Consider the following 20,546-nt stretch of genomic DNA (forward strand, 5'->3'; position numbering starts at 1 on the left):
TCTTCGGATTTATAAAAAAGTAAAGGGGTTTATGAAATGACAAAGACGATTAAGCAAGGAAATCAAAAAATCTATGATGGATATAAATCATTTCAATACTTAGAACCTGGAACCGACTATAAGGAGTTCAAACTATCAAAAGAAAACGATCGTGTAGAACCTTACACATATCCTGTATCAGAAACTCAAGAAGAAACGGTTCAGCAAATACTAGAGGAAGACTATATCATTTCTATGCATGAGCATACATTTGTGATGCCAGAGAAACTAGAAGAATTTTATGAATTTAGACATCATGGTCGTGATTGGACAGGCTTTGAGGCATTAAGTCAATCAGGGTTGGATGTGATTTTTGAAAATTTCATGGATGGAACAGCGATGATTACGTCGAAAGCTGGCTGGAAATGGTCAGATGTTATTCATGATATTGGTATTCGTTTCAGTGATATTGCTCATCAGGATATGGTCATTAAAGCGGAGCGCATTTCCGATTTATATCGTGCGAAGAAAGAGAGGAAAATTGCCTTCGTTGGAGCGTTAGAATCTTGCACAATGATTGAAAATGAGCTTGATAGATTAGACATTTTATATGGTTTTGGTATTAGAACAATGGGAGTTGTTTATTCTGAGGCGAATCAATTGGGTTCTGGTTTAAGGGAACCTAATGACGGGGGTTTGACCGTTTTTGGAAAGCAAGCAGTTAGACGGATGAATCAGCTCGGGATTACGATTGACGTTTCACATGCTGGAGATAAGACGTCATTAGACACCATTGAAGCAAGTGAAAAACCAGTTACGATTAACCATGCTGGAGCAAGAGCATTATGGGATACGAAACGTCTAAAGCCAGACGATGTTATAAAAGCTTGTGCAGAAAAGGGAGGGGTAATCGCAATTGAGGCAGCACCACATACAACGATTACGCCCAATAACCTAACTCATAGCATTGAATCTTACATGGAACATTTTGAATATGTTGCAAACTTAGTAGGTATTGACCATGTTGCATTTGGCCCTGACACTCTTTTTGGTGACCATGTGGGAATCCACGATCTTTTATCAGGCCAGCTTTCTATCAAAAGTTCACATGGAGCAAACAGCTATCCGAAAGTCGAGTATGTGAAAGGCCTAGAGAATCCTGCTGAATGCTTTCCGAATATTATTCGCTGGTTAGTTAAAAAAGGTTACAGCCGTGAGGATATTCGAAAAGTTGCAGGGGCGAATATTTTGAGAGTGCTTGAAGCTACTTGGGCAAAATAATTATCTTTAGAGAGGATAGATAGAGATGAAAACAAAAAAATGGAGATTTATGAGTGTTATTTTAGTATTCTTCCTCCTTCTTGCAGGATGTTCTTACGGAGGAGATAGCTCAAATAGCAGTGGTGAACAAAGTGAGGGAGAAGGAACAGGAAGTGATCCTAAAAAAGGTGGAAAAGTTTCCATCCCGATCGTGGCCGATCCAACGTTTAACCCGTGGCATCCAAATGCTTATGCTGAATCGAATGTTGTAAACAGAGTTTTATTTTCTGGACTAACACAACCTGGAAAGGATTTAGCACCTTCACCAGATTTAGCAACTAAATGGGAAACATCAGATGATGAATTAGAATGGACCTTTTATTTACGAGATGATGTTTTATGGCATGATGGAGAAAAGTTTACAGCTGAAGATGTTGCATATACGTTTAATGAAATAGTCTTGAATGCTGAGCTTGGAGCGAATAATTCATCTTACTTCCAAAAGGTGAAAGAGGTTCAAGTAGTGAATGATTATGAGGTTAAGTTCATTATGGAAAGCCCTGTTGCAGCGCTACCTGCTTATTTAAGCTTCAACACGGAGATCGTCCCGAAACATATTTTTGAAGGCGAGGATCCTTGGGAGTTAACATCCTTTAACAAAGTGAATCCAGTGGGAACAGGGGCATATAAACTGAAGAGTTATACTTCAGGACAAAGTGTAGTATTAGAGAGAAATGATGATTTTTATGGAGATGTTGGTTTACTTGATGAAATTGAATATAAGGTATTACCAGATGTAAATACACATGTCGCCCAAATTTTAAGTGGTGAGCTTTCCATCTTTGCTCTCGATGATTTGGCATCGATCGAGCGAATTGAACAAGCAGAAGGAGTAAGTGTCTTTGGTAGAGAGACTCCAAGATTCTTTTGGATCATTGTCAATCATGAAGAAGAAAAATATCAAGATAAGCGAGTGAAGCAAGCTATCCTTCATGCAATTGACAGACAAAATATCATTGATACGGTACTAAAAGGATATGGAACGATTGCTGATGCGGGAATTGCTCCAGCGCTTGAAGAGTATTATACAGACGATGTCGCACGATATGATTATGATCCTGAAAAAGCGAAAGAGCTTCTTGCTGAAGCAGGTTGGACCGATACAGATGGGGACGGAATTGTTGACAAAGATGGAGAACCGTTTTCAATCGATTTTAAAATTGGTATTCAAGGTGATTTAGAGGCTGTTTCGCAAATGGTACAACAGTATCTGGTAAAAATTGGTCTTGATGTCAAATTAAATGCGATGGAATGGAACGCTATGATTCAGGATGTTGTAGTCAATCGTAATTATGAAATGAGCTTAAATTGGTGGAGATATCCGGCGGACCCTGATTTATCTGCGTATATGCATTCGGCAAATGTGAAAGGAAATAATATTCCACATTATCAAAATCCTGAGTTAGACAAGCTATTAGATCAAGGAGCTCAAACAAGTGATGTAGAAGAGCGTAAAAAGATTTATATTGAAGCGCAGAAACTAATGGCAGAGGAATTACCGTATATCTTCCTTTGGTATCCACAAGAAGCACAAGTGCGGATTGACAAACTTAAAGGTGTTCCAGATTTAGCGTTTGGAGATGCACTTCACTATATCCATGAGTGGTACATTGAAGAATAGAATAAACGAATGAAGGGGTGGAGGTGTGCGTAATGCACACTTCTATTCCTAATAAGAAGTATTCAGGGGGCGATGAAGTGCTTAGATTTTTACTAAATCGATTAGGACAAAGTGCGATTCTACTTTTGATCGTCACGATCATCACTTTTTTTCTAATCAATCTAGCTCCTGGTGGTCCAGCAAGCACGATGAGAATGGATGCATCTCCAGAGGAAAGGCAAGCAATGGTGGAAAAGTTAGGATTAGATCAGCCCATCCACATTCGCTATATTGATTGGATAACGAATGCTCTTAAGGGTGATCTCGGTGTTTCTTTTACATCAAGTGAACCGGTTGTTCAACGAATTGCAGAACGTCTTCCGTATACGATTGAGTTAACAGTATTTACAATAATTCTCTCGATTACGATTGGAATATTATTTGGGGTCATTTCAGCTATAAAGCGAGGAAAGGCTCAGGATCATGTCATTAATTTCTTTAGCGTCCTTGGCTTATCAGTTCCTGCGTTTTGGCTTGGACTCATGCTCATTCTTTTATTTTCTATTAACCTTGGATGGCTGCCATCTTCTGGAGTTGGTGCTCGTGGTGCGGATTTTAATTTCTGGGGCTGGATTTCTCATTTAATTATGCCAGTACTAATTTTAACAACTACTGTTCTTCCTAATATTGTTCGCTTTACCCGCTCTTCAATGCTGGAGGTTATATCTCAAAATTATATTCGTACTGCTCGCGCAAAAGGGGCTAAAGAATCAATCGTTTTATATGTACATGCACTGAGAAATGCATTAATTCCAGTAGTTACAATCATTGGTGTACTAATTCCAAGACTTCTAAGCGGAGCTGTTATTACCGAAGCGATTTTTGGATGGACAGGGATTGGGACACTTATTTTAGAGGCGGCAAGAGGAAGGGATTATCCACTCGTAATGGGGGTTACAGTAGTTATTACAGTTGTTGTTGTGCTTTGTAATTTGATTGTAGACCTTATTTATTCTCGTATTGATCCACGCGTTAAAAATGTATAAATAATGGGGGTGGGAAAATGGAGGTATCAACAAATCAAGATTATGGAAGCAAAACAATGACAAAAGCAAAGCAAAGTAAAGACACGATCTTTACGCGATTAAAACAAAATAAGATCGCTTATTTTTCATTATGGTTCCTCATATTCTTACACCTAATCGTTTTTTTAGGACCCATTTTTTGGACGGTTAATCCAGAAGAATTGCAGGAAGTCGGCTCTTTAGCAGGCTGGTCTTTACAGCATCCCTTTGGAACAGATGATCTAAGTAGAGATGTTTTTGCAAGAATGCTTCACGGTGGAAGAGTTACTTTGCTAGTCGGATTGGCAGCTATGTTGTTTGCTTTACTGATCGGGACATTGGTCGGAGCGTGCGCCGGTTATTTTGGCAAATTTGTTGAATCAGTCTTAATGAGGATAACGGAAGCAATGATGGCGATCCCTAACTTTTTCTTTGTTCTCGTTGCATTAACAGTTCTTGGTACAAGCCCAGTCATGGTCGTTATCGTCATTGCCTTATGCGGCTGGATGGAAATTGCCAGGGTTGTTTACGGTGAGACATTAAAGTGGAAGGAATACGAGTTTGTAGAAGCGGCTAATGCATCGGGGGCAAGAAGTATTCGGATCTTAACGAAATACATTATTCCCCAAATCATACCATCTATTATCGTTTCAGGTACATTAACAATTGCAGCGGCGATTTTGACGGAAAGTGCAATTAGTTATTTAGGGTTGGGGATTCAGCCACCTACTCCGACATGGGGAAATATGCTGCAAAATTCACAGCAATATATTTGGACTGCACCTGTATTAGGAATATTACCAGGAGCAGCGATAACCATTGTTGTTCTTGCCTATAATTTCTTAGGTGACGGTCTGCGTGATGCGCTCGATCCAAAATATGTAAAGAAATAACGAAGGGAGCTAAATATTTTGTTTATAACGATTAATGATAATCAATTATATTACGAAGTTCATGGGAATCCTGATGGAGAAACAATCTTTTTTATTCATGGTGCACCTGGATTAGGGGATTGTCGCAGTGATATTAAAGCATTTTCACCTCTTGGTGATCAATATCGATTGATATTTATGGATATGAGAGGATCGGGACGTTCTGAAGGAAAACCACCCTTTACCCATGAACAGTGGACTGCCGATATCGAAGCATTGAGAAAGGAACTCGTTGGCGCGCCAATCAAAATATTAGGAGGTTCATATGGCGGCTTTCTTACCCTTGAATATGTCCTTAGGTATCCTGATAGCGTGACCCATGTTTTACTAAGAGACACTGCTGCCAATAGTGAATTTGATCATCTTTCCGTTGATCAAGCACTGGAAAGCGATTTGCCTGGGATTACAGAAGCAGGAATTCGCCGCCTTTTCGATGGAAAAGTAGAGTCAAATGAAGAATTAAAAGAGATGTTTACCGCTATTCAACCACTTTATACAGTGAAATTTGATGAAGAGGCCGTTAAAAAGAGAATCGATTCGATTTATTATCGGTATGAAACTCATAACTATGCCTTTAGATACAATAAGCCGAATTTTAACTTAGTTCCAGATTTGCACAAAATATCAGTCCCTACACTTGTTACAGTCGGGAGACATGATTGGATTACGCCGGTTGTTTGCTCTGAGTTAATTGCTGAAAAAATTCCAAACTCAAAGCTTGTAATTTTTGAAAACAGTGGCCATTCCCCGCAAAACGAGGAGAATGAAAAATATTTAGAGCTAGTCCGAGAGTTTTTGCAAAATAACTCCTAAAAAGGAAGAAGCCGAGCTAGAGAGAACTAATATGAAGGCAAGTAAATCGTAGCCACTCTTTTAATACTCTAGCTCCTATTTTCTTTTTTGGGAAGTTGTTTAATACTTGAGAAATTTAATGTGTGAATCTTGTTTTTTCCGAATAAGCAAAAATGGATGTAAGCGCTTTGGACAATAAAATCGATTAGGCTTATGAACTGATTATTTAATGATGCAAGAATGAAGCGAATATATTCAGGCTCTAATCAATCGACTAGGGATTGCTTGTGTTCAATAAAAAGCTCGTTTCAAATGAACTCTAGCATTCTAAAGTGTCTCCTCCATCGGTGAATATTGAACCAGCTGCAGAAAATATACAATTAAATTATAGATATTCGAATAAAGGTAGTTTTCCTAATTTTAGTCATGGGTTGGGGGTATTCCCCTTTCATGGCGTTCAGTTCCCCATGTTCCAATTGCTAAAGTATCAAAAAAATTGTTGCCCACCACGCACCTTCCCCTTATGGAATAAACATACAAAAAACAGAGGATAGAACAGGAAGAAACGTACCTGTTTTATATAGATTAAGCAATTATATTTTTCAACAGGAATATCTCCCAACCGGATTAGATAAATCAAATTTGCACATCAGACAGATTTTCGCTCAAAAGAGAAAAACATAGCTGTGTTTAGCCGTCAGGACTATCGTTTTTCGCATGTATACCGCTTTTAAAGATAAACAACAGCAAGTTCATCATGAATATCGTAATGAAACTATATTCTTTTCAAGTCAGTTCGTCTGGACAATGATGAATTTGACTTGGCTTCATAAAGAAATCATGAAGGATATGAGGAGGAGCATATATGGCCAATTTTAGTATAGAAAAAGAAGATTTTACAGAGGAAGAAATTCCTTTTAATATGAGAGCAGTTGTGATTCGTGAGCATGGCGGACCTGAGAAGCTCAAGATCGAAGAGATTCCGATCCCAAAGCCAGGTGAACATGAGGTTTTAATTAAAGTAGAAGCAACAGCATTAAATCACCTTGATATATTTGCTCGAGAGGGGTTAAAAGGACCAGGTGTGCCAAAGTTAACGTTACCACATATTTCTGGTGTCGATATCGTTGGTCGTGTTGTTAAATTTGGGTCAACCACATTAAATTTAGTGAACAGCTTTACAAAAGGTGACCGGGTTCTTATAAACCCATCCTTTGGCTGTGGAGAGTGCCAGTTTTGTAGAGCTGGTGAACCGAGCATGTGTCCAGATTATAAAATTATTGGCGAACATTTATGGGGAGGATTAGCAGAGTATGTAGTCGTTCCTGTTAAAAATATTATTCCCATCCCTGACCATATTCCATCTGTGACAGCAGCGGCTATTCCGGCAGTCTATACGACAGCTTGGAGGGGAGTAGTCAATGTTGGACAAATAAAGCCTTCTGATACGGTTTTGATAATTGGGGCATCCGGCGGTCTTGGCTCTGCCCAATTAGATATAGCAATTGCAGCTGGGGCAACAGTTATTGGGATAGCAAGCAGTGAGGAGAAAAGAAAAAGATGTCTCGAATTAGGCGCAATGGCAATGTTTGATTCCAATGGTGATTGGCTCAAGGAAGTAAAGGAATGGACAACAGGTGCAGGGGTTGATATCGCATTCGATTCAGTCGGGAAGCCTACATTTATGAAAAGTTTAAATAGCTTAAAAATGGGGGGAAAGCTAGTGCTGTCTGGAGCAACAGCAGGTGATTTCCCTGAAATTAGCATTCGAGAAATTTACCAATGGCATCGCCAAGTGTTAGGGGCACCAATGGGTAATTGGGAAGATTTCTTACAAGTAACCGAGCAGGTTTGGCAAGGAAAGTTAAATCCTCAAGTAAGTGCTGTCTTTCCATTGGAAAAAATCGCTGAAGCCGAAACTTTATTAGAGAACAGAAATCACTTCGGGAAAATCGTGATTAGAGTGAGTTAAACTGGCTTAACATCATTGCTGATGAAGGCAATAAATAAATTGATGACAAAAACGGCTGGAAGTTTTCGCTCCCATTTGTTCATCGATTAATTGTAAGGATGACTTTCCGTTATTTGATAGATAGTATCCATGCCTTTAATGAGGAGAAGCAAGGAAATTGAGATGCTTGTTTTGAAGAGCACCCCTTGTTATGACGTTTTCAGTACCGTCCGATAGGACAAATTGGCCAATAGTATATCATTTCTGTACATAAGGAAATCTCTCTTTAGGTCAAACTAGGTATGCGACCAATGAAAACCAAAAGAGAGGTTTTCTTCTTTTTTGTTAAAGGGTGCGTTCCTATTGAAAGAAAAGTTTAATAATGAATAGATCATGATAATATATCGATTCATTTGGTTAAATGCAAGTATAGATAATGATCAATTTTTGAAAAAACGATGCTTGTAATGATATTCATTATGATGTATTATGAAAATATAAGGATGTATTAATAATACATCATGATGTAAAGGTATTCATTTTAGAGGTGATAGGGAAAAATGAGTAAAAGTTTCATTGATAAAAAGTCAAAGCAGCCACTGTATAAGCAATTGAAAATGTTGTTGATGCGCTATATCGAAGAAAATCTGTCAGAAGGAGATTCTCTACCAATTGAATCTGAAATCGAAAAGCTTTACGGGGTCAGTAGGGCTACTGTTAGAAAAACAATTGATGAACTAGTTTCTGAAGGTGTGGTTAAAAGAATACAAGGAAAGGGAACTTTTATTCAATCAAAAAAAATAGTTCAAACTGCGGGAGCGATTACGAGTTGGACAGAAGAAATGCGACTTAGAGGAAAAGAAATTCACACTGATAATACATTACTTCTTGAATTGGAACCTTCTCAAAAAATAAGAGAAGAGTTAAAACTAACTCCCAATGAGAAAGTCATTTGCCTCAAGCGCACACGCTATTCTGATGGCGAACCTATTGCGATCATGATTAATTATATGCGTGGGAAGTTTATACCTGGCTTTCTTGAAAAAGGTCTGCAAAGAGAATCATTATATGAAACTTTGGAAGAAGAATACAATATTCGACTTGAGAAGGCTTACGAACGCATTCAAGCAAGAGTTGCTACTGATTTGGAAGCAGTTGAATTGCAAATTCCACCGGAATCAGCCTTGCTACATTTAACTAGGGTGTCTTATTTAAAGGATGGAACTCCATTCGAATTAGTTGAAATGTCGAACCGTGGAGATCGATATCAATACCATATTGAGTTGAATGGGAGGAATAAAATAAAACATATCAATTAAGTTTACAGCGAGCTTTGATATTTGAAAAATCTTACTTGGCCATTGATTAACTTAGAAAGGGTGACTTAACATGCTTACATTAACTGAAGGGTTAATTGAATTGGATGTAAAAGCAAAAGATGCAGAGGATGCAATACGAAAAGCAGGTCAGTTATTAGTAAACGAAGGATTAGCAGAACAATGCTATGTAGACGCAATGGTCAAGGGATTTAAAGAAGTTGGGCCATATATTGTAGTGGCTCCAAACATTGCCTTTCCCCACGCACGACCAGAACTTGGTGCAAAAGAAAAGGGAGTGTCGTTAATCAGATTAAGTCAACCAGTCGTATTCGGGCACCCTACCAATGATCCTATATCACTTGTCTGCGCCCTTTGTGGAACTGATAGCGTGAGCCATATCCAAATGTTACAGGCACTTGCAGATGTATTGAGAGATGAAGAAAAACTAAATGTAATTATGAACATAGCTACTTCAAAAGAAGAAATCCTATCAATTATATAAAAGGAGTGTTAACTATGAAAATAGTCACAGTTTGTGGAATGGGATTTGGAACAAGCCTAATGTTACTGATGGATATTCAGTCGATTGCCAAGAAACATGGATATGAAGTTCAAGGAGAAGCTGTAGATTTAGGTTCTGCTAAAGGAAAGGTTTGTGATTTTATGGTGGCTTCAAGTGAAATATCAGCAGAGCTTAACGATGAGTCAGTAGAAGTGATTTCGATTAATAATTTACTAGATAAGGATGAAATCGAAGCGAAAGTAATGCCGATTATTCAAAAGCTACATCAAAGGGGGTAGGGAAATATGCTTGATATTATTGTAAACGTTTTAAGCAATCCAGCCATTATTCTTGGAATTATTGCACTTGTCGGATTAGTAGCCTTACGAAAAACAGCATCTGATGTTATTAAGGGAACATTAAAGACAATTTTTGGATTTATCATTTTACAGCAAGGATCAAATATTATTGTAGCAGCACTAGTTCCATTTAGTACGATGTTTACAGAAGCTTTTGGATTAACAGGCATTGTTGCAGAGGATAATGCTTTAGTTGCTGCCGTCCAAACCTTATTAGGAAAAGAGACAGCTCTTATTCTAGTATTTTCGTTTTTGATAAATTTATTAATCGCAAGAGTAACGAAATGGAAATATATTTTCTTAACAGGACATATGATGTTTTCTTTTGCCGGTACAATGGCAATTGTTTTTAACCAAATGGGGTTATCGAGCACGATGACGATCGTTTTAGGTTCAATTATTCAAGGGGTTTCAATGGTATTATTCCCAGCTTTATCGCAGCCATTTGTTCGCAAAATCACAGGAAAAGATGATATTGCTTTCGGTTTTTGGGGAAGTTCGTGGATTAGTCTATCTGGTTGGGTAGGCGGATTAGCGGGAAATAAAGAAAAATCTTCTGAAGATGTAAAAGTGCCCAAAACTTTAGATTTTTTAAAAGACATGAGTGTGCTCATGGGGATTGTCATGATTGTTATCTATTTGGTCACGGCATTATTCGTTGATAAAAATGTGTTAGCTGAAATCTCAGGAGGACAGGATATCGTTCAATTTTCCATTATGAATGCACTGACATTCGTTGCGGGGATACTAGTATTGCTTCAAGGGGTAAGAATGTTTCTTGGAGAAATTGTTCCTGCATTTAAAGGAATAGGGGAAAAAATCGTACCAGGTGCAAAACCAGCCCTCGATGTCCCCATTTTTTTCGCCTTTGCACCAATTGCAGTAACTCTTGGATTCTTGTCGGCTTTAGTAGGTAGCTTACTCGTAACCTTTATTTCTACAATGCTACCAGTTGTTGTTTTACCTTCTGTTATTGGATTATTTTTCATGGGCGGTGCCGCTGGAGTATTTGGTAATGCATCAGGAGGGAGACGTGGAGCAATCATATCTGGATTTTTCCTAGGGGTTTCATGGACACTGCTTGTTGCCCTTGCATATCCGCTAGTGGATATGAATGCCTATGGTGTAGAAGGTCTATGGTTTGCTTCCCCGGATGCCATTATTGTAGTAGTGATTATTCGTTTAATCGGTTTACTATTCGGAATAGGCTTATAAAGCACATACTAAAGTGAGTCGAGCAGCTATACCCTAACCTCAGCCTTTTCAGAAGTGCACAGGAATAACAAAAACGAACAATGATAGACAAAAAACATTTATATTGCGTCTAGCATTTTAAGTTCGTCGCGTACTACGATTATCTGTCGTGCTCAAGGGACTGGTTATAGCTGCTTTTTCAAAAGGAGGAACTTAAGATGGGAAAAATCAGAACAGTTTTAGGAGATATTGATGAAAATGAATTAGGATTTACTTATAGTCATGAGCATTTATGGACGTGCCCGCCACCGAATCAGAAAGATCGGGACTTAGAATTAACGGACTATGAAGCTTCTGTAAGTGAATTATTTAGATTTAAAAGAGCAGGTGGGCAAGCGCTTGTAGACGCAACAACTCTTGATTATGGAAGAAATGCTGCAAAAATGAAACAAATGGCGATTGAAACGAATGTTCATGTCGTCGCAACCACTGGATTTAATAAACATATTTATTTTCCAGCATGGGTTAATGCTCTTTCAATTGAGGAAATACAACAAAAGCTTGTTAGAGATGTAATGATCGGAATGGATGGAACAGATGCAAAAGCTGGCTTTCTTAAGTCTGGTTCTTGGGATCAATTAATACATCCTTTAGAGGAAAAAGTTACTAGAGCAGTTGCCCGTGCACAAAAAGAAACGGGAGCACCAGTCTGGCTTCATACAGAAGCGGGAACAATGGGTGAGGAGATGTTGGATATTTTAGAAGAAGAAGGGGTTGACTTAACGAAAGTTGCTGTTGGACATAGCGATCGTAATGCCGACCCGTATTATCATTTACAGCTTGCACAAAGAGGAGCTTATGTTCAATTTGATGGGGCAAGTAAAATAAAGTACTATCCTGATAGTGTTCGAATTGAACTCATTAAGAACATGATAAAAAATGGATTTGTCAAGCAACTTTTAATCTCAGCAGATATGGGGAGAAAAAGTTATCTACATGCTTATGGTGGCGGACCTGGGTTTGAGTATATTTTGAAAAAGTATATTCCAAGATTAAAAAATGAAGGAATTAGTGAAGAGGACATCAAGACAATTTTTGTTGAAAATCCAGCAAGGTGGTTAGCACAATTTGAAGGGTGATGAGAATCATGTCAGTTGACAAAGGAACAATAATTGCTATTCTTCGCGGTATTGAGCCAGAAGATGCATGTTCAATTGTAGAAGTACTACAAAAAAACGGAATTTCTTGGGTTGAAGTATCTTTAAGTGATGAAGCAAAAGGGTTGGGCTGTATTGAAAAAATCCATTCAAAATTTAAAAATACCATTCAGTTAGGTGCAGGTACGATCATCACTCAAAAACAGATTGACCAAGTTCTTGAAGCTGGAGCAAAATACATTATTACTCCCGGTTGGGAACGGGAATTGGTTCGTTATGCAAAGTCAAAAAATGTAGAAATTTTCCCTGGAGTATTCACGCCAGGGGAAATTCTTCAAGCAGTACAAGAAGACATAAATGTAGTCAAATTATTCCCAGCCAATGATTTAGGTATTTCATATATTAAAAGTCTCCGAGGTCCTTTTCCAAATGTTCATATCATGGCAGTTGGTGGCGTCGATTATCAAAATATGAAAGCTTACTACGAAGCAGGATGCTCCTCATTTGCAATCGGTAGTGATCTTGTTCCTAGAGGTGCAACAAAGGATAATTTGCAACAAATTGAAGAGAAAGCTCAACAATATACGAATCTCATCCAAGAATTAGGGAGTTGATTATATGTCAAAGGTAAAAGAAGCTATCAACATGACTAGAGATGAAGTAGAAGCAGCAATAGAAGAGTATCCAGTAGCTATTTTACCTATCGGGGCTACTGAACAACATGGACATCATCTTCCATTAGGTGTTGATATATATTTAGCAGAGGGAATATCAAAAAGAATCTGTGAAAGAACAGGGGCTCTGCTCTTACCAGCATTACCTTTTGGTTATTCCTGGGTTTGGCGTGATATACCTGGAACCATTTCTCTCCAACAGCATCATGTTGAAGCGATCATTAAAGATGTTGCTCATAGTGTCAATCGCTATGGAGTTAAGACGCTAATCATTGTTAATGGTCATGATGCTAATAATGCCAGTATGAAGTATGCAACTAGAGAATTAACCGATGAATTAGACATGAATGTCGTCTATTTATTTTATCCGGAGCTTGAGTCAATGATGGCAAAACATTGTGAATCAACGACATGGCATGGAATGATTCACGCTTGCGAATTAGAAACGTCCCTTATGCTTGCCCTAAAACCAGAGCTAGTAGATATGTCGAAAGCGGTTAGGGAGTATCCAGAAAAACCAGCTTTATATGGGAAATCTTCAATCTCATTAGGTGAGCTAAGCAAGAGTGGAGTTTACGGTGATGCTACATTGGCTAGTAAAGCAAAGGGTGAAAAGCTATTGGAGAGTTTCGTCGAAAAAATGGTTGAGCTAGTCAATTCTGTATCAGAAAATGGCAAATGATTAAATTATTTTCAAATGATAGAATGGGAGTAAGAGAAGCTGATTGTCTTTGATGATTATTGGACAAATCAGCTTTTTTGCTCTGTTTTTTAAGTGCTGGAGTTAAATGAGAATGAACCAATGAATTCCCTCGTTTCGTTTACTGCAATTATAATGAACAAGAGATAAGATTTTTTATGTTGGAGGTACCTAGATGAATATTCGAAAATTAATGGCTGATCAAGAGCCACCAATGGAATTGCTGCGATTGGCTGATCCATCCTCAAAGATCATAATCGATTATTTAGCACGAGGAGAATGCTATGTCGCAGAGAATACTGATGGAATAGTAGGTGTGTATGTTCTTCTTCCAACAAGACCAGAGACGGTGGAGTTGGTAAATGTAGCGGTTTCCGAGCATGCTCAAGGGAATGGATTGGGCAAACTGCTTGTCACAGATGCCATTTTGAAAGCGAAAGAGAAAGGCTTTAAAACGATTGAAGTAGGAACTGGTAATTCAAGCATTGGACAGTTGGCTTTGTATCAGAAATGTGGTTTTAGAATTGTCGCTGTAGATTTTGACTTTTTTACTAAACACTATGAAGAAACTATCTTTGAGAATGGAATTTGGTGTAGAGATATGATTAGACTTTCTCAGGAACTAAATTAGGAAACTGGGAGACGAGCTTTGCTGTGGATGAAACGTTGCTTATATTAAAAACCTTAGAAATGCTTATTATGAAGTTTTAAGCAATAAATTATAAAATTCTCTTGAAATTTTTAATAATGTGAAGTACTATCATATTATGTTTTATTTATTGTGAATTTATTCACATAGTAAACATTATTTTTTGAGGCAGTGTTATATATCGGTGCTGATTTTGGATTTTTTCGCAACACAACTAAAAGTTTGTGTAAAACTAAGATAATTGCTGAAAATCTTGTTGCTAGCAAACATGTTTAACAAGCCTTTTTTTTATAATATGTGAAATTAATCACAATATACAGCCGGAAATGGAACAAATAGTACAAAGAAGGAATGAAGCAGGATGAGAAAACCAAAAGTAATTATTTTAGGTGCCGGATATGGTGGTATTATTACCAGTAAAGAACTGGAAACGATTTTAAACAAAGGAGAAGCAGAAGTAACTTTAATTAATAAGCATGATTATCATTATATTTCAACACAGTTACATAAAACGAGTGCCGGAACTGCAGTTGATGAAAAAGTAGCTTTGCAAATAGCTGATTTACTTAAGAAAAATATGGTCAATTTTAAAAAGGGAATTGTTGACCATGTTGATTTTGTTAGTAAAAAGGTTATGTTAGAAAATAATGAAGTATTGGAATATGATTATTTGCTCATTGCACTCGGATTTGATGTAGATACCTTTGGAATACCTGGAGTGGAGGAGAATGCATTTAAAATTAGAAGCTTTCGCAGTTCCAAAGCGATTCAGCATCATATTATAGAGCAGTTTAACAAATATAATGAGGACGGCGATTTATCTCGTCTTACTTTTATCGTGGCAGGAGCTGGTTTCACAGGAATTGAGATGGTTGGGGAGCTAATTGATCAATTGCCAAAGCTTTGCAAAAAATATGGAATTCCTTTAGAGAATACTAGAATTGTAAATGTGGAGGCATCTGATCAAATTCTTCCATTTTTTGATCAAAAGCTAATTGATTTTACTACGGCTTACTTGAAAAAGAATCGTGTAGAGGTAGTAACATCTACAAAGATTGTCGAATGTAATAAGGAAGCCGTTATCCTTGATAATGGCTATCAAGTTCCAGCTAGAACCCTAATTTGGTCTGGAGGGGTGAGAGCTAATCGTCTTCTGGAGAAATGGAATGTACAACTTGTGAAAGGGAGAATTCCTGTAGATCAATATCTCCGTGTAAAAACACTTGAGGACGTATTTTGTATAGGGGATGCTGCTTATTTTGAAGGCGAAGAAAACACTCCTCTTCCACCAACTGCTCAAGTGGCTATACAACAGGCACAAGTATGTGGCTTCAATTTAGCAGCTGCTATTCGCGGTCATGCTCTTAAACCATTTATCTATCATCATAAAGGTACGGTTGCATCCATTGGTAGCCGTGCGGCGGTTGGTAATGTTTTTGGTGTTAAATTAACAGGACGTCTCGCATCCTTTATGAAGCAGGTTATTGAAGCGCGCTATTTATTTGTTCTCGGTGGTCCATTATTGCTGCTGAAGGAAATGTTTAATGTCAAATTTAAAAAAAGTTATGCTAAAACGGCTTCATCAAGGTAGATAATAGTAATAAGAGAGCGTTCCTAGTGCATCGTTGATGATGAGGGACGCTCTTATTTTTAGGATGATCCAAGCTATACCTTAGTAGTACTATTTAACTGTTGCAGTGGAAATCAACCTATCAGCTGAGAAAACAGCAAGAAGGTTTTCCTGATACCCATTGTCGGCAATTTGAACCTTTCACACGAGATAAGCCCATAATCGGTTAACAAAGCTTAATTTTTATGTTCAGTAGTTTGCTGACAAAGGATGTTCAGCCTGTTGATCATTCCTTTCTAGTTTGCAAACCGGGATCGAAAGAATAAAAGTTGTTCCAAAACCAACCTCGCTTTCAACCGTTATTTTTCCTTTTAATTGTTCTACTATCTGAAATGAAATGGTTAATCCGATACCGGTACCTTTGTCTTTAGTGGAATAAAAAGGAGTTCCGACTCTGGACAACTGTTCTTTTGACATTCCTTCACCGTTATCTGAGATTTTGATAATAATATAATCGCCATCATTAAAAGCGACAATTTTTAAAAGCCCTCTGTTATTCATGGCTTCGATTCCATTTTTAATAATATTGATAAAAACTTGTTTGATTTCATCAGCGTTTCCTTTTACATAAAGGGATGGTTCGATAATAGATTGCACCTCAATATTTTGTATATTCGTATAGGAAGTCATCAATTCAACAGTTTTTAATAGCTCCTCACTAATATTGATAATACGGGTCGTTTTATCATTTGGTTTTGCTAATGATAGATAGTCGTTAATAATGTCTTGAGCACGATTCAATTCAGAGAGAGAAATATTAATATATGCTAGTTGTTGTTCATTAATGTTGTCGTCTTTTTTCATTAACTGTAAAAATCCATTGATGGTGGTCATGGGATTTCGAACTTCATGTGCAACAGAAGCGGCGAGTTGACTTATGATATTAAGCTTCTCAGAGCGTTGTAGTTCCTTTTGTAGTCTAATATGTTGTTTAAACGTTTCTATGAGAAGGATGACAAGGGTTAATGTAATCCACGTAATAATTGAGAAAAGAAACATTGTTAGAAGATGTTCATATTGTTTATTATGTATTAGTGAAAAACTTCGAGTAAGAGTGATAAGCCAATAGACTACACTTATGTATAAAAAGCTCTTCTTTAACGAAAAAATTCTTAATTTATTTTTGATAAAATAAAGAATGACGGTAATGATGCCATAATTCAAAAGAGTGATTGACAAATTCGTCTGCCCTAAGAAGTGTAAGTATAGCAGCATAACAAAAATAGCTGCAATTCCCTGCCAAAAGCCGATATAAATAAAAGCAATGATGATCGGGATAATGCGAAAGTCATAAACAAAACCATTTGCATAAGACACTGGAAATGAAATTGTTAACAAAAGAATTAGAAAAGTTAGTACTAATAATATGCCTTTATGAGCTTTACTGATATAAATGTTCTTGAGGATAGCCAAAAAGTAATATAAGAGTATTGGAAATATTACAATTAATACATGATAGAGTATATGTCCAACATTTTCCACCAAAATAGAATACCTCCTCAACAACCAAGACTTCTGATTATATAGTTCTTAATTTCTACAATAACAGATATAATCCTTCAAAAGCTCTAATAAACTTACAATTTTTCCTAACGTTCGCGATTATAGCAAATCGATTCAATCGTATGGTAAGGTGGTTTCTTCTATTTGTTTACCCTATACTAGTAATTGTAATTTATTTATTTGCAATAAAGAGGTGCATGATATTTTGACTAAAAAGGATCATACTTTACCATTTGTTTTCTTAAAAACGTTAATTATTGCCATAACTGGTGGAGTGATTGCTTATTTAATCCATATTCCAATTCCATGGTTGCTCGGTTCAATGATTGCTGTTCTAATTGCCTCTAGTCTTGGATTAAAGTTATATTGGCCAAGTGCAATCAGAGATATTGCGATCGTTATTGTTGGGTATTCAATTGGATTATCGTTTACAAAGGATGCTATTATGTTTATTCTTTCTCAGCTTCCAACGATTTTTCTAAGTACAATCGTAGTGATTAGTTTTTGTGTTGGTCTAGCTTTTGTTATTTCGAAATTAACGCAATTAGATTTTCCTTCAGTTTTGATTGGCAGTATTCCTGGTGGACTTTCGCAAATGCTTCTTCTTGGTGAAGAGATTAAAAGTATAAATTTGTCGATTGTCACATTTCTGCAAGTGTCAAGATTGATTTTAATTATTATTTTTGTTCCTTTGTTCGTATTTAGTCCTTTTGTGGCGACGGAAACACCTAGAACTGTAACTTTTATCCATTCTCCAATGTTCCGCTGGGGCGATTTATTTCCCAATATCCTACTCTTTATTCCTGTCGTGATCCTGTCCATTTTTATCGCGAGGAAAATAAAACTACCGACTCCGTTTTTAGTGGGTCCTATTTTCGCAACGGCTATTATAGGGCTATTTGGCTATATCGGTCCGACTCTACCATCTACGCTTTTGGATGCTTCTCAATTAATGATCGGAGCGTACATTGGATTATTATTCGATTTAGAGCAAATCGAATATAAATTTAAAATGATGACGACAGCAGTTGCTTCAGGTGCTTTATTACTTTTTGGCTCTTGGGGATTGAGCTTGCTTTTATCTTATGTCAAAGACATATCATTTTCCACTAGTGCTCTTAGTCTTGCACCAGGTGGGATGGATCAAATGGGAATTATCGCTGCTGAAATCCATGCAGATTTGTCAATTGTAGCTGGTTATCAATTGTTTCGCTTGTTTTTTATCTTTTTTGTCGTACCGCCATTGCTGCGATGGTTTATTCACTATTTGTATCAAAAAAACTATCGTGATAGCTAAGCGAAATGAAGAATAATGTTTATTAGATTTTGTTTCATGTTGGTAGTGATTTTTCCTCACATAGCTGATTTTCAAAAAGGGGAAAAATGCAATAAAATGTTTTTAAGAAAACAATAGTTAAGGCATCGACCATGCTCGGTCTAAAGGACATTTTTTTAAGATCCGGCTAGCTTCCTGTGAAATAAACATAAACAGTAGGAATATCCAGTTTTTATACATTGACACTACATAGGCAATAGGTTATGATTCTTCTAACCTACAAAACCTATTAAAAAGGTAAGAATTATAAGGAAACTGAAATATTGTAATCAACAGGAGGGAATACATATGAATAGGAAATTTTGGGGGATTGTATTTTTGCTGGCTCTATTTGCCTTGACGGCAATCGGTTGCAGCAATAATGATAGCAAAGCTGGAAAGTCAGATGACAATTCTAGCGCAAATATTAGCTACAAAGATGAAATCGATATTGCCGTAACGGCTCAGCCGCCGACTCTGGATTCGGCGATGACTGTATCGCAAGTTGCCCTAGATATCGCAGGTAATATCTTTGAAACACTTTACACGTTGAATGAAGATTATGAACCTACGCCAATGTTAGCTGAGTCAGTGGACATTAGCGATGATGGAAAGACATATACATTTAAGCTGCGGGAAGGAATTCTATTTCATAATGGAAAAGAGATGACTTCTGAGGATGTTGTAGCTTCGATGAATCGTTGGTTAGAAAAGTCATCACGTGCAAAATCATTATTAGAAAATGCTAATTTTGCAGCTGAAGATCCGTATACGGTAGTTTTAAATTTAGAAAACGCAGCGTCGGATGTTTTGATTATTATGGCATCTCAGGCTAATTTCCCAGCCATTATGCCTAAGGAGATTATCGATTCTGCTCCTGCTGAAGGCGTAACTGAGTACATCGGAACAGGTCCTTTTCAATTTGAAGAGTGGAAGCAAGACCAATATATAAAGTTAAGTAAATATGATGAGTATCAGGCAGTTGACGAAGAAGCAAGTGGATTTGCAGGCAAAAAAGAGGTGTTTGTTGAAGATGTGTTTTATCACTTTGTGACAGACCATTCTACACGCATAGCTGGAATTCAAACTGGTGAATATGATATTGCCGATAGCATTCCAACAGAAAGCTACGAGCAATTGAATAGCATCGATGATATAAATGTGTATACATTTGTTGGAGGAACGCTGACGATGTTTTTTAACACTAACGAAGGTGTGTTGGCAGATGTAAATATTCGTCAAGCGATAAATACTGCATTTAATATGGATGAAATTTTGCTAGCGAGCTTTGTCGATGAAGAGTTGTATAGCTTAGATCCAAGTTATATGAATCCAAATCAAATTCAGTGGGCTAGTGATGCCGGTAAAGATTATTATAATCAGGCAGACCTTGAGAAAGCTAAGACACTCTTAGCGGATGCTGGCTACAATGGTGAGGAAATTACTTTATTAACTACGCAAGATTATGCTGAAATGTATACAGCCACTACTGTTGTGCAAGAACAATTAAGACAATTGGGCTTAAATGTAAAAATAGAAAACTATGATTTTCCAACTTTCTTGGAAACAAAGAATGACTTGAGCAAATGGGATATTTTTATCACAAGCAATGGTTACCAATTAACACCGCCGCAGCTATTAGCTGTTAATCCTGATTGGGCAGGATTAAATGACGCAAATGTTGCAGAGTTATTGATGCAAATTAGAGCAGCGGGTAGTCCAGAAGAAGCGAAGGCGAAGTGGGACGAATTGCAAGGATATTTATATGAAACTCTTTCTTCCACAGTTATTGGTCAATATAACAGCATTTTAGCGACAACTGATAAACTTGAAGGTTTTGAGGTATTTGAAGCTCCAGTCATTTGGAATACGAAAGTGCTCGAATAGAATTAATCCTCCATTGCTT

The 20,546-nt window shown here is 37.2% G+C and carries 18 protein-coding genes; 17 read left to right on the forward strand and 1 reads right to left on the reverse strand.

Annotated elements, in window-relative coordinates:
• Window positions 1–36 precede the first annotated feature (36 nt).
• The 15 genes from PZE06_RS15085 (at window position 37) to PZE06_RS15155 (ending at window position 15,783) form a co-directional block, all read left to right on the forward strand.
• Window positions 37–1,260, forward strand: coding sequence for a dipeptidase (locus tag PZE06_RS15085; RefSeq protein ID WP_150916662.1), 1,224 nt, complete (start codon window positions 37–39; stop codon window positions 1,258–1,260).
• 25 nt (window positions 1,261–1,285) lie between these two features.
• The gene (locus PZE06_RS15090) at window positions 1,286–2,920 is read left to right on the forward strand and encodes an ABC transporter substrate-binding protein (protein ID WP_150916664.1); all 1,635 of its coding nucleotides are present in this window, start codon (window positions 1,286–1,288) and stop codon (window positions 2,918–2,920) included.
• A gap of 32 nt (window positions 2,921–2,952) precedes the next feature.
• Window positions 2,953–3,945, forward strand: a complete 993-nt coding sequence (locus tag PZE06_RS15095; RefSeq protein ID WP_225310693.1) for an ABC transporter permease — start codon at window positions 2,953–2,955, stop codon at window positions 3,943–3,945.
• A 17-nt stretch (window positions 3,946–3,962) separates the two neighbouring features.
• Window positions 3,963–4,856, forward strand: coding sequence for an ABC transporter permease (locus PZE06_RS15100; protein ID WP_150916666.1), 894 nt, complete (start codon window positions 3,963–3,965; stop codon window positions 4,854–4,856).
• Window positions 4,857–4,874: 18 nt separating this feature from the next.
• The gene (locus PZE06_RS15105; RefSeq protein WP_150916668.1) at window positions 4,875–5,708 is read left to right on the forward strand and encodes an alpha/beta fold hydrolase; all 834 of its coding nucleotides are present in this window, start codon (window positions 4,875–4,877) and stop codon (window positions 5,706–5,708) included.
• An 844-nt stretch (window positions 5,709–6,552) separates the two neighbouring features.
• On the forward strand, window positions 6,553–7,659 hold the full coding sequence (locus PZE06_RS15110) for an alcohol dehydrogenase catalytic domain-containing protein (protein ID WP_150916670.1): 1,107 nt from the start codon (window positions 6,553–6,555) through the stop codon (window positions 7,657–7,659).
• Window positions 7,660–8,198: 539 nt separating this feature from the next.
• Window positions 8,199–8,957 (forward strand): GntR family transcriptional regulator, encoded by a 759-nt coding sequence (locus PZE06_RS15115; protein ID WP_150916672.1) that lies wholly within the window; start codon window positions 8,199–8,201, stop codon window positions 8,955–8,957.
• 70 nt (window positions 8,958–9,027) lie between these two features.
• Complete coding sequence (locus PZE06_RS15120) at window positions 9,028–9,459, forward strand: PTS sugar transporter subunit IIA (RefSeq protein ID WP_150916674.1); 432 nt, start codon at window positions 9,028–9,030, stop codon at window positions 9,457–9,459.
• 14 nt (window positions 9,460–9,473) lie between these two features.
• A complete protein-coding gene (locus PZE06_RS15125; RefSeq protein ID WP_150916676.1) occupies window positions 9,474–9,758 on the forward strand; it encodes a PTS sugar transporter subunit IIB in 285 nt (94 codons plus the stop codon).
• Window positions 9,759–9,764: 6 nt separating this feature from the next.
• Complete coding sequence (locus PZE06_RS15130; protein ID WP_150916678.1) at window positions 9,765–11,033, forward strand: PTS ascorbate transporter subunit IIC; 1,269 nt, start codon at window positions 9,765–9,767, stop codon at window positions 11,031–11,033.
• Between the two features lie 197 nt (window positions 11,034–11,230).
• The gene (locus PZE06_RS15135) at window positions 11,231–12,151 is read left to right on the forward strand and encodes a phosphotriesterase family protein (protein ID WP_150916680.1); all 921 of its coding nucleotides are present in this window, start codon (window positions 11,231–11,233) and stop codon (window positions 12,149–12,151) included.
• An 8-nt stretch (window positions 12,152–12,159) separates the two neighbouring features.
• Window positions 12,160–12,783, forward strand: coding sequence for a bifunctional 4-hydroxy-2-oxoglutarate aldolase/2-dehydro-3-deoxy-phosphogluconate aldolase (locus PZE06_RS15140; RefSeq protein WP_150916682.1), 624 nt, complete (start codon window positions 12,160–12,162; stop codon window positions 12,781–12,783).
• Window positions 12,784–12,787: 4 nt separating this feature from the next.
• The gene (locus PZE06_RS15145; RefSeq protein WP_150916684.1) at window positions 12,788–13,525 is read left to right on the forward strand and encodes a creatininase family protein; all 738 of its coding nucleotides are present in this window, start codon (window positions 12,788–12,790) and stop codon (window positions 13,523–13,525) included.
• Between the two features lie 193 nt (window positions 13,526–13,718).
• Window positions 13,719–14,174: a GNAT family N-acetyltransferase gene (locus tag PZE06_RS15150; protein ID WP_150916686.1), complete on the forward strand. Its 456-nt coding sequence runs from the start codon at window positions 13,719–13,721 to the stop codon at window positions 14,172–14,174.
• Between the two features lie 379 nt (window positions 14,175–14,553).
• Window positions 14,554–15,783, forward strand: a complete 1,230-nt coding sequence (locus tag PZE06_RS15155; protein WP_150916688.1) for an NAD(P)/FAD-dependent oxidoreductase — start codon at window positions 14,554–14,556, stop codon at window positions 15,781–15,783.
• A gap of 228 nt (window positions 15,784–16,011) precedes the next feature.
• On the opposite strand, the gene PZE06_RS15160 is transcribed toward PZE06_RS15155, so the two are convergent.
• Window positions 16,012–17,304: an ATP-binding protein gene (locus tag PZE06_RS15160; protein ID WP_225310697.1), complete on the reverse strand. Its 1,293-nt coding sequence runs from the start codon at window positions 17,302–17,304 to the stop codon at window positions 16,012–16,014.
• Window positions 17,305–17,530: 226 nt separating this feature from the next.
• On the opposite strand from PZE06_RS15160, the gene PZE06_RS15165 reads away from it, so the two are divergent.
• Together PZE06_RS15165 and PZE06_RS15170 are read left to right on the forward strand one after the other, a co-directional pair.
• Complete coding sequence (locus PZE06_RS15165; RefSeq protein WP_150916692.1) at window positions 17,531–18,622, forward strand: AbrB family transcriptional regulator; 1,092 nt, start codon at window positions 17,531–17,533, stop codon at window positions 18,620–18,622.
• A 327-nt stretch (window positions 18,623–18,949) separates the two neighbouring features.
• Window positions 18,950–20,527 (forward strand): ABC transporter substrate-binding protein, encoded by a 1,578-nt coding sequence (locus PZE06_RS15170; RefSeq protein WP_150916694.1) that lies wholly within the window; start codon window positions 18,950–18,952, stop codon window positions 20,525–20,527.
• Window positions 20,528–20,546: the final 19 nt, after the last annotated feature.

Source organism: Robertmurraya sp. DFI.2.37, from assembly GCF_029211245.1.
GTDB classification, from domain to species: domain Bacteria; phylum Bacillota; class Bacilli; order Bacillales; family Cytobacillaceae; genus Robertmurraya; species Robertmurraya methanolica_A.

Coding starts and splice junctions, on each gene's coding strand:
- PZE06_RS15085 (WP_150916662.1), top strand. CDS start 37: ATGACAAAGACGATTAAGCAAGGAAATCAAAAAATCTATGATGGATAT.
- PZE06_RS15090 (WP_150916664.1), top strand. CDS start 1,286: ATGAAAACAAAAAAATGGAGATTTATGAGTGTTATTTTAGTATTCTTC.
- PZE06_RS15095 (WP_225310693.1), top strand. CDS start 2,953: ATGCACACTTCTATTCCTAATAAGAAGTATTCAGGGGGCGATGAAGTG.
- PZE06_RS15100 (WP_150916666.1), top strand. CDS start 3,963: ATGGAGGTATCAACAAATCAAGATTATGGAAGCAAAACAATGACAAAA.
- PZE06_RS15110 (WP_150916670.1), top strand. CDS start 6,553: ATGGCCAATTTTAGTATAGAAAAAGAAGATTTTACAGAGGAAGAAATT.
- PZE06_RS15115 (WP_150916672.1), top strand. CDS start 8,199: ATGAGTAAAAGTTTCATTGATAAAAAGTCAAAGCAGCCACTGTATAAG.
- PZE06_RS15120 (WP_150916674.1), top strand. CDS start 9,028: ATGCTTACATTAACTGAAGGGTTAATTGAATTGGATGTAAAAGCAAAA.
- PZE06_RS15125 (WP_150916676.1), top strand. CDS start 9,474: ATGAAAATAGTCACAGTTTGTGGAATGGGATTTGGAACAAGCCTAATG.
- PZE06_RS15130 (WP_150916678.1), top strand. CDS start 9,765: ATGCTTGATATTATTGTAAACGTTTTAAGCAATCCAGCCATTATTCTT.
- PZE06_RS15135 (WP_150916680.1), top strand. CDS start 11,231: ATGGGAAAAATCAGAACAGTTTTAGGAGATATTGATGAAAATGAATTA.
- PZE06_RS15140 (WP_150916682.1), top strand. CDS start 12,160: ATGTCAGTTGACAAAGGAACAATAATTGCTATTCTTCGCGGTATTGAG.
- PZE06_RS15145 (WP_150916684.1), top strand. CDS start 12,788: ATGTCAAAGGTAAAAGAAGCTATCAACATGACTAGAGATGAAGTAGAA.
- PZE06_RS15150 (WP_150916686.1), top strand. CDS start 13,719: ATGAATATTCGAAAATTAATGGCTGATCAAGAGCCACCAATGGAATTG.
- PZE06_RS15155 (WP_150916688.1), top strand. CDS start 14,554: ATGAGAAAACCAAAAGTAATTATTTTAGGTGCCGGATATGGTGGTATT.
- PZE06_RS15170 (WP_150916694.1), top strand. CDS start 18,950: ATGAATAGGAAATTTTGGGGGATTGTATTTTTGCTGGCTCTATTTGCC.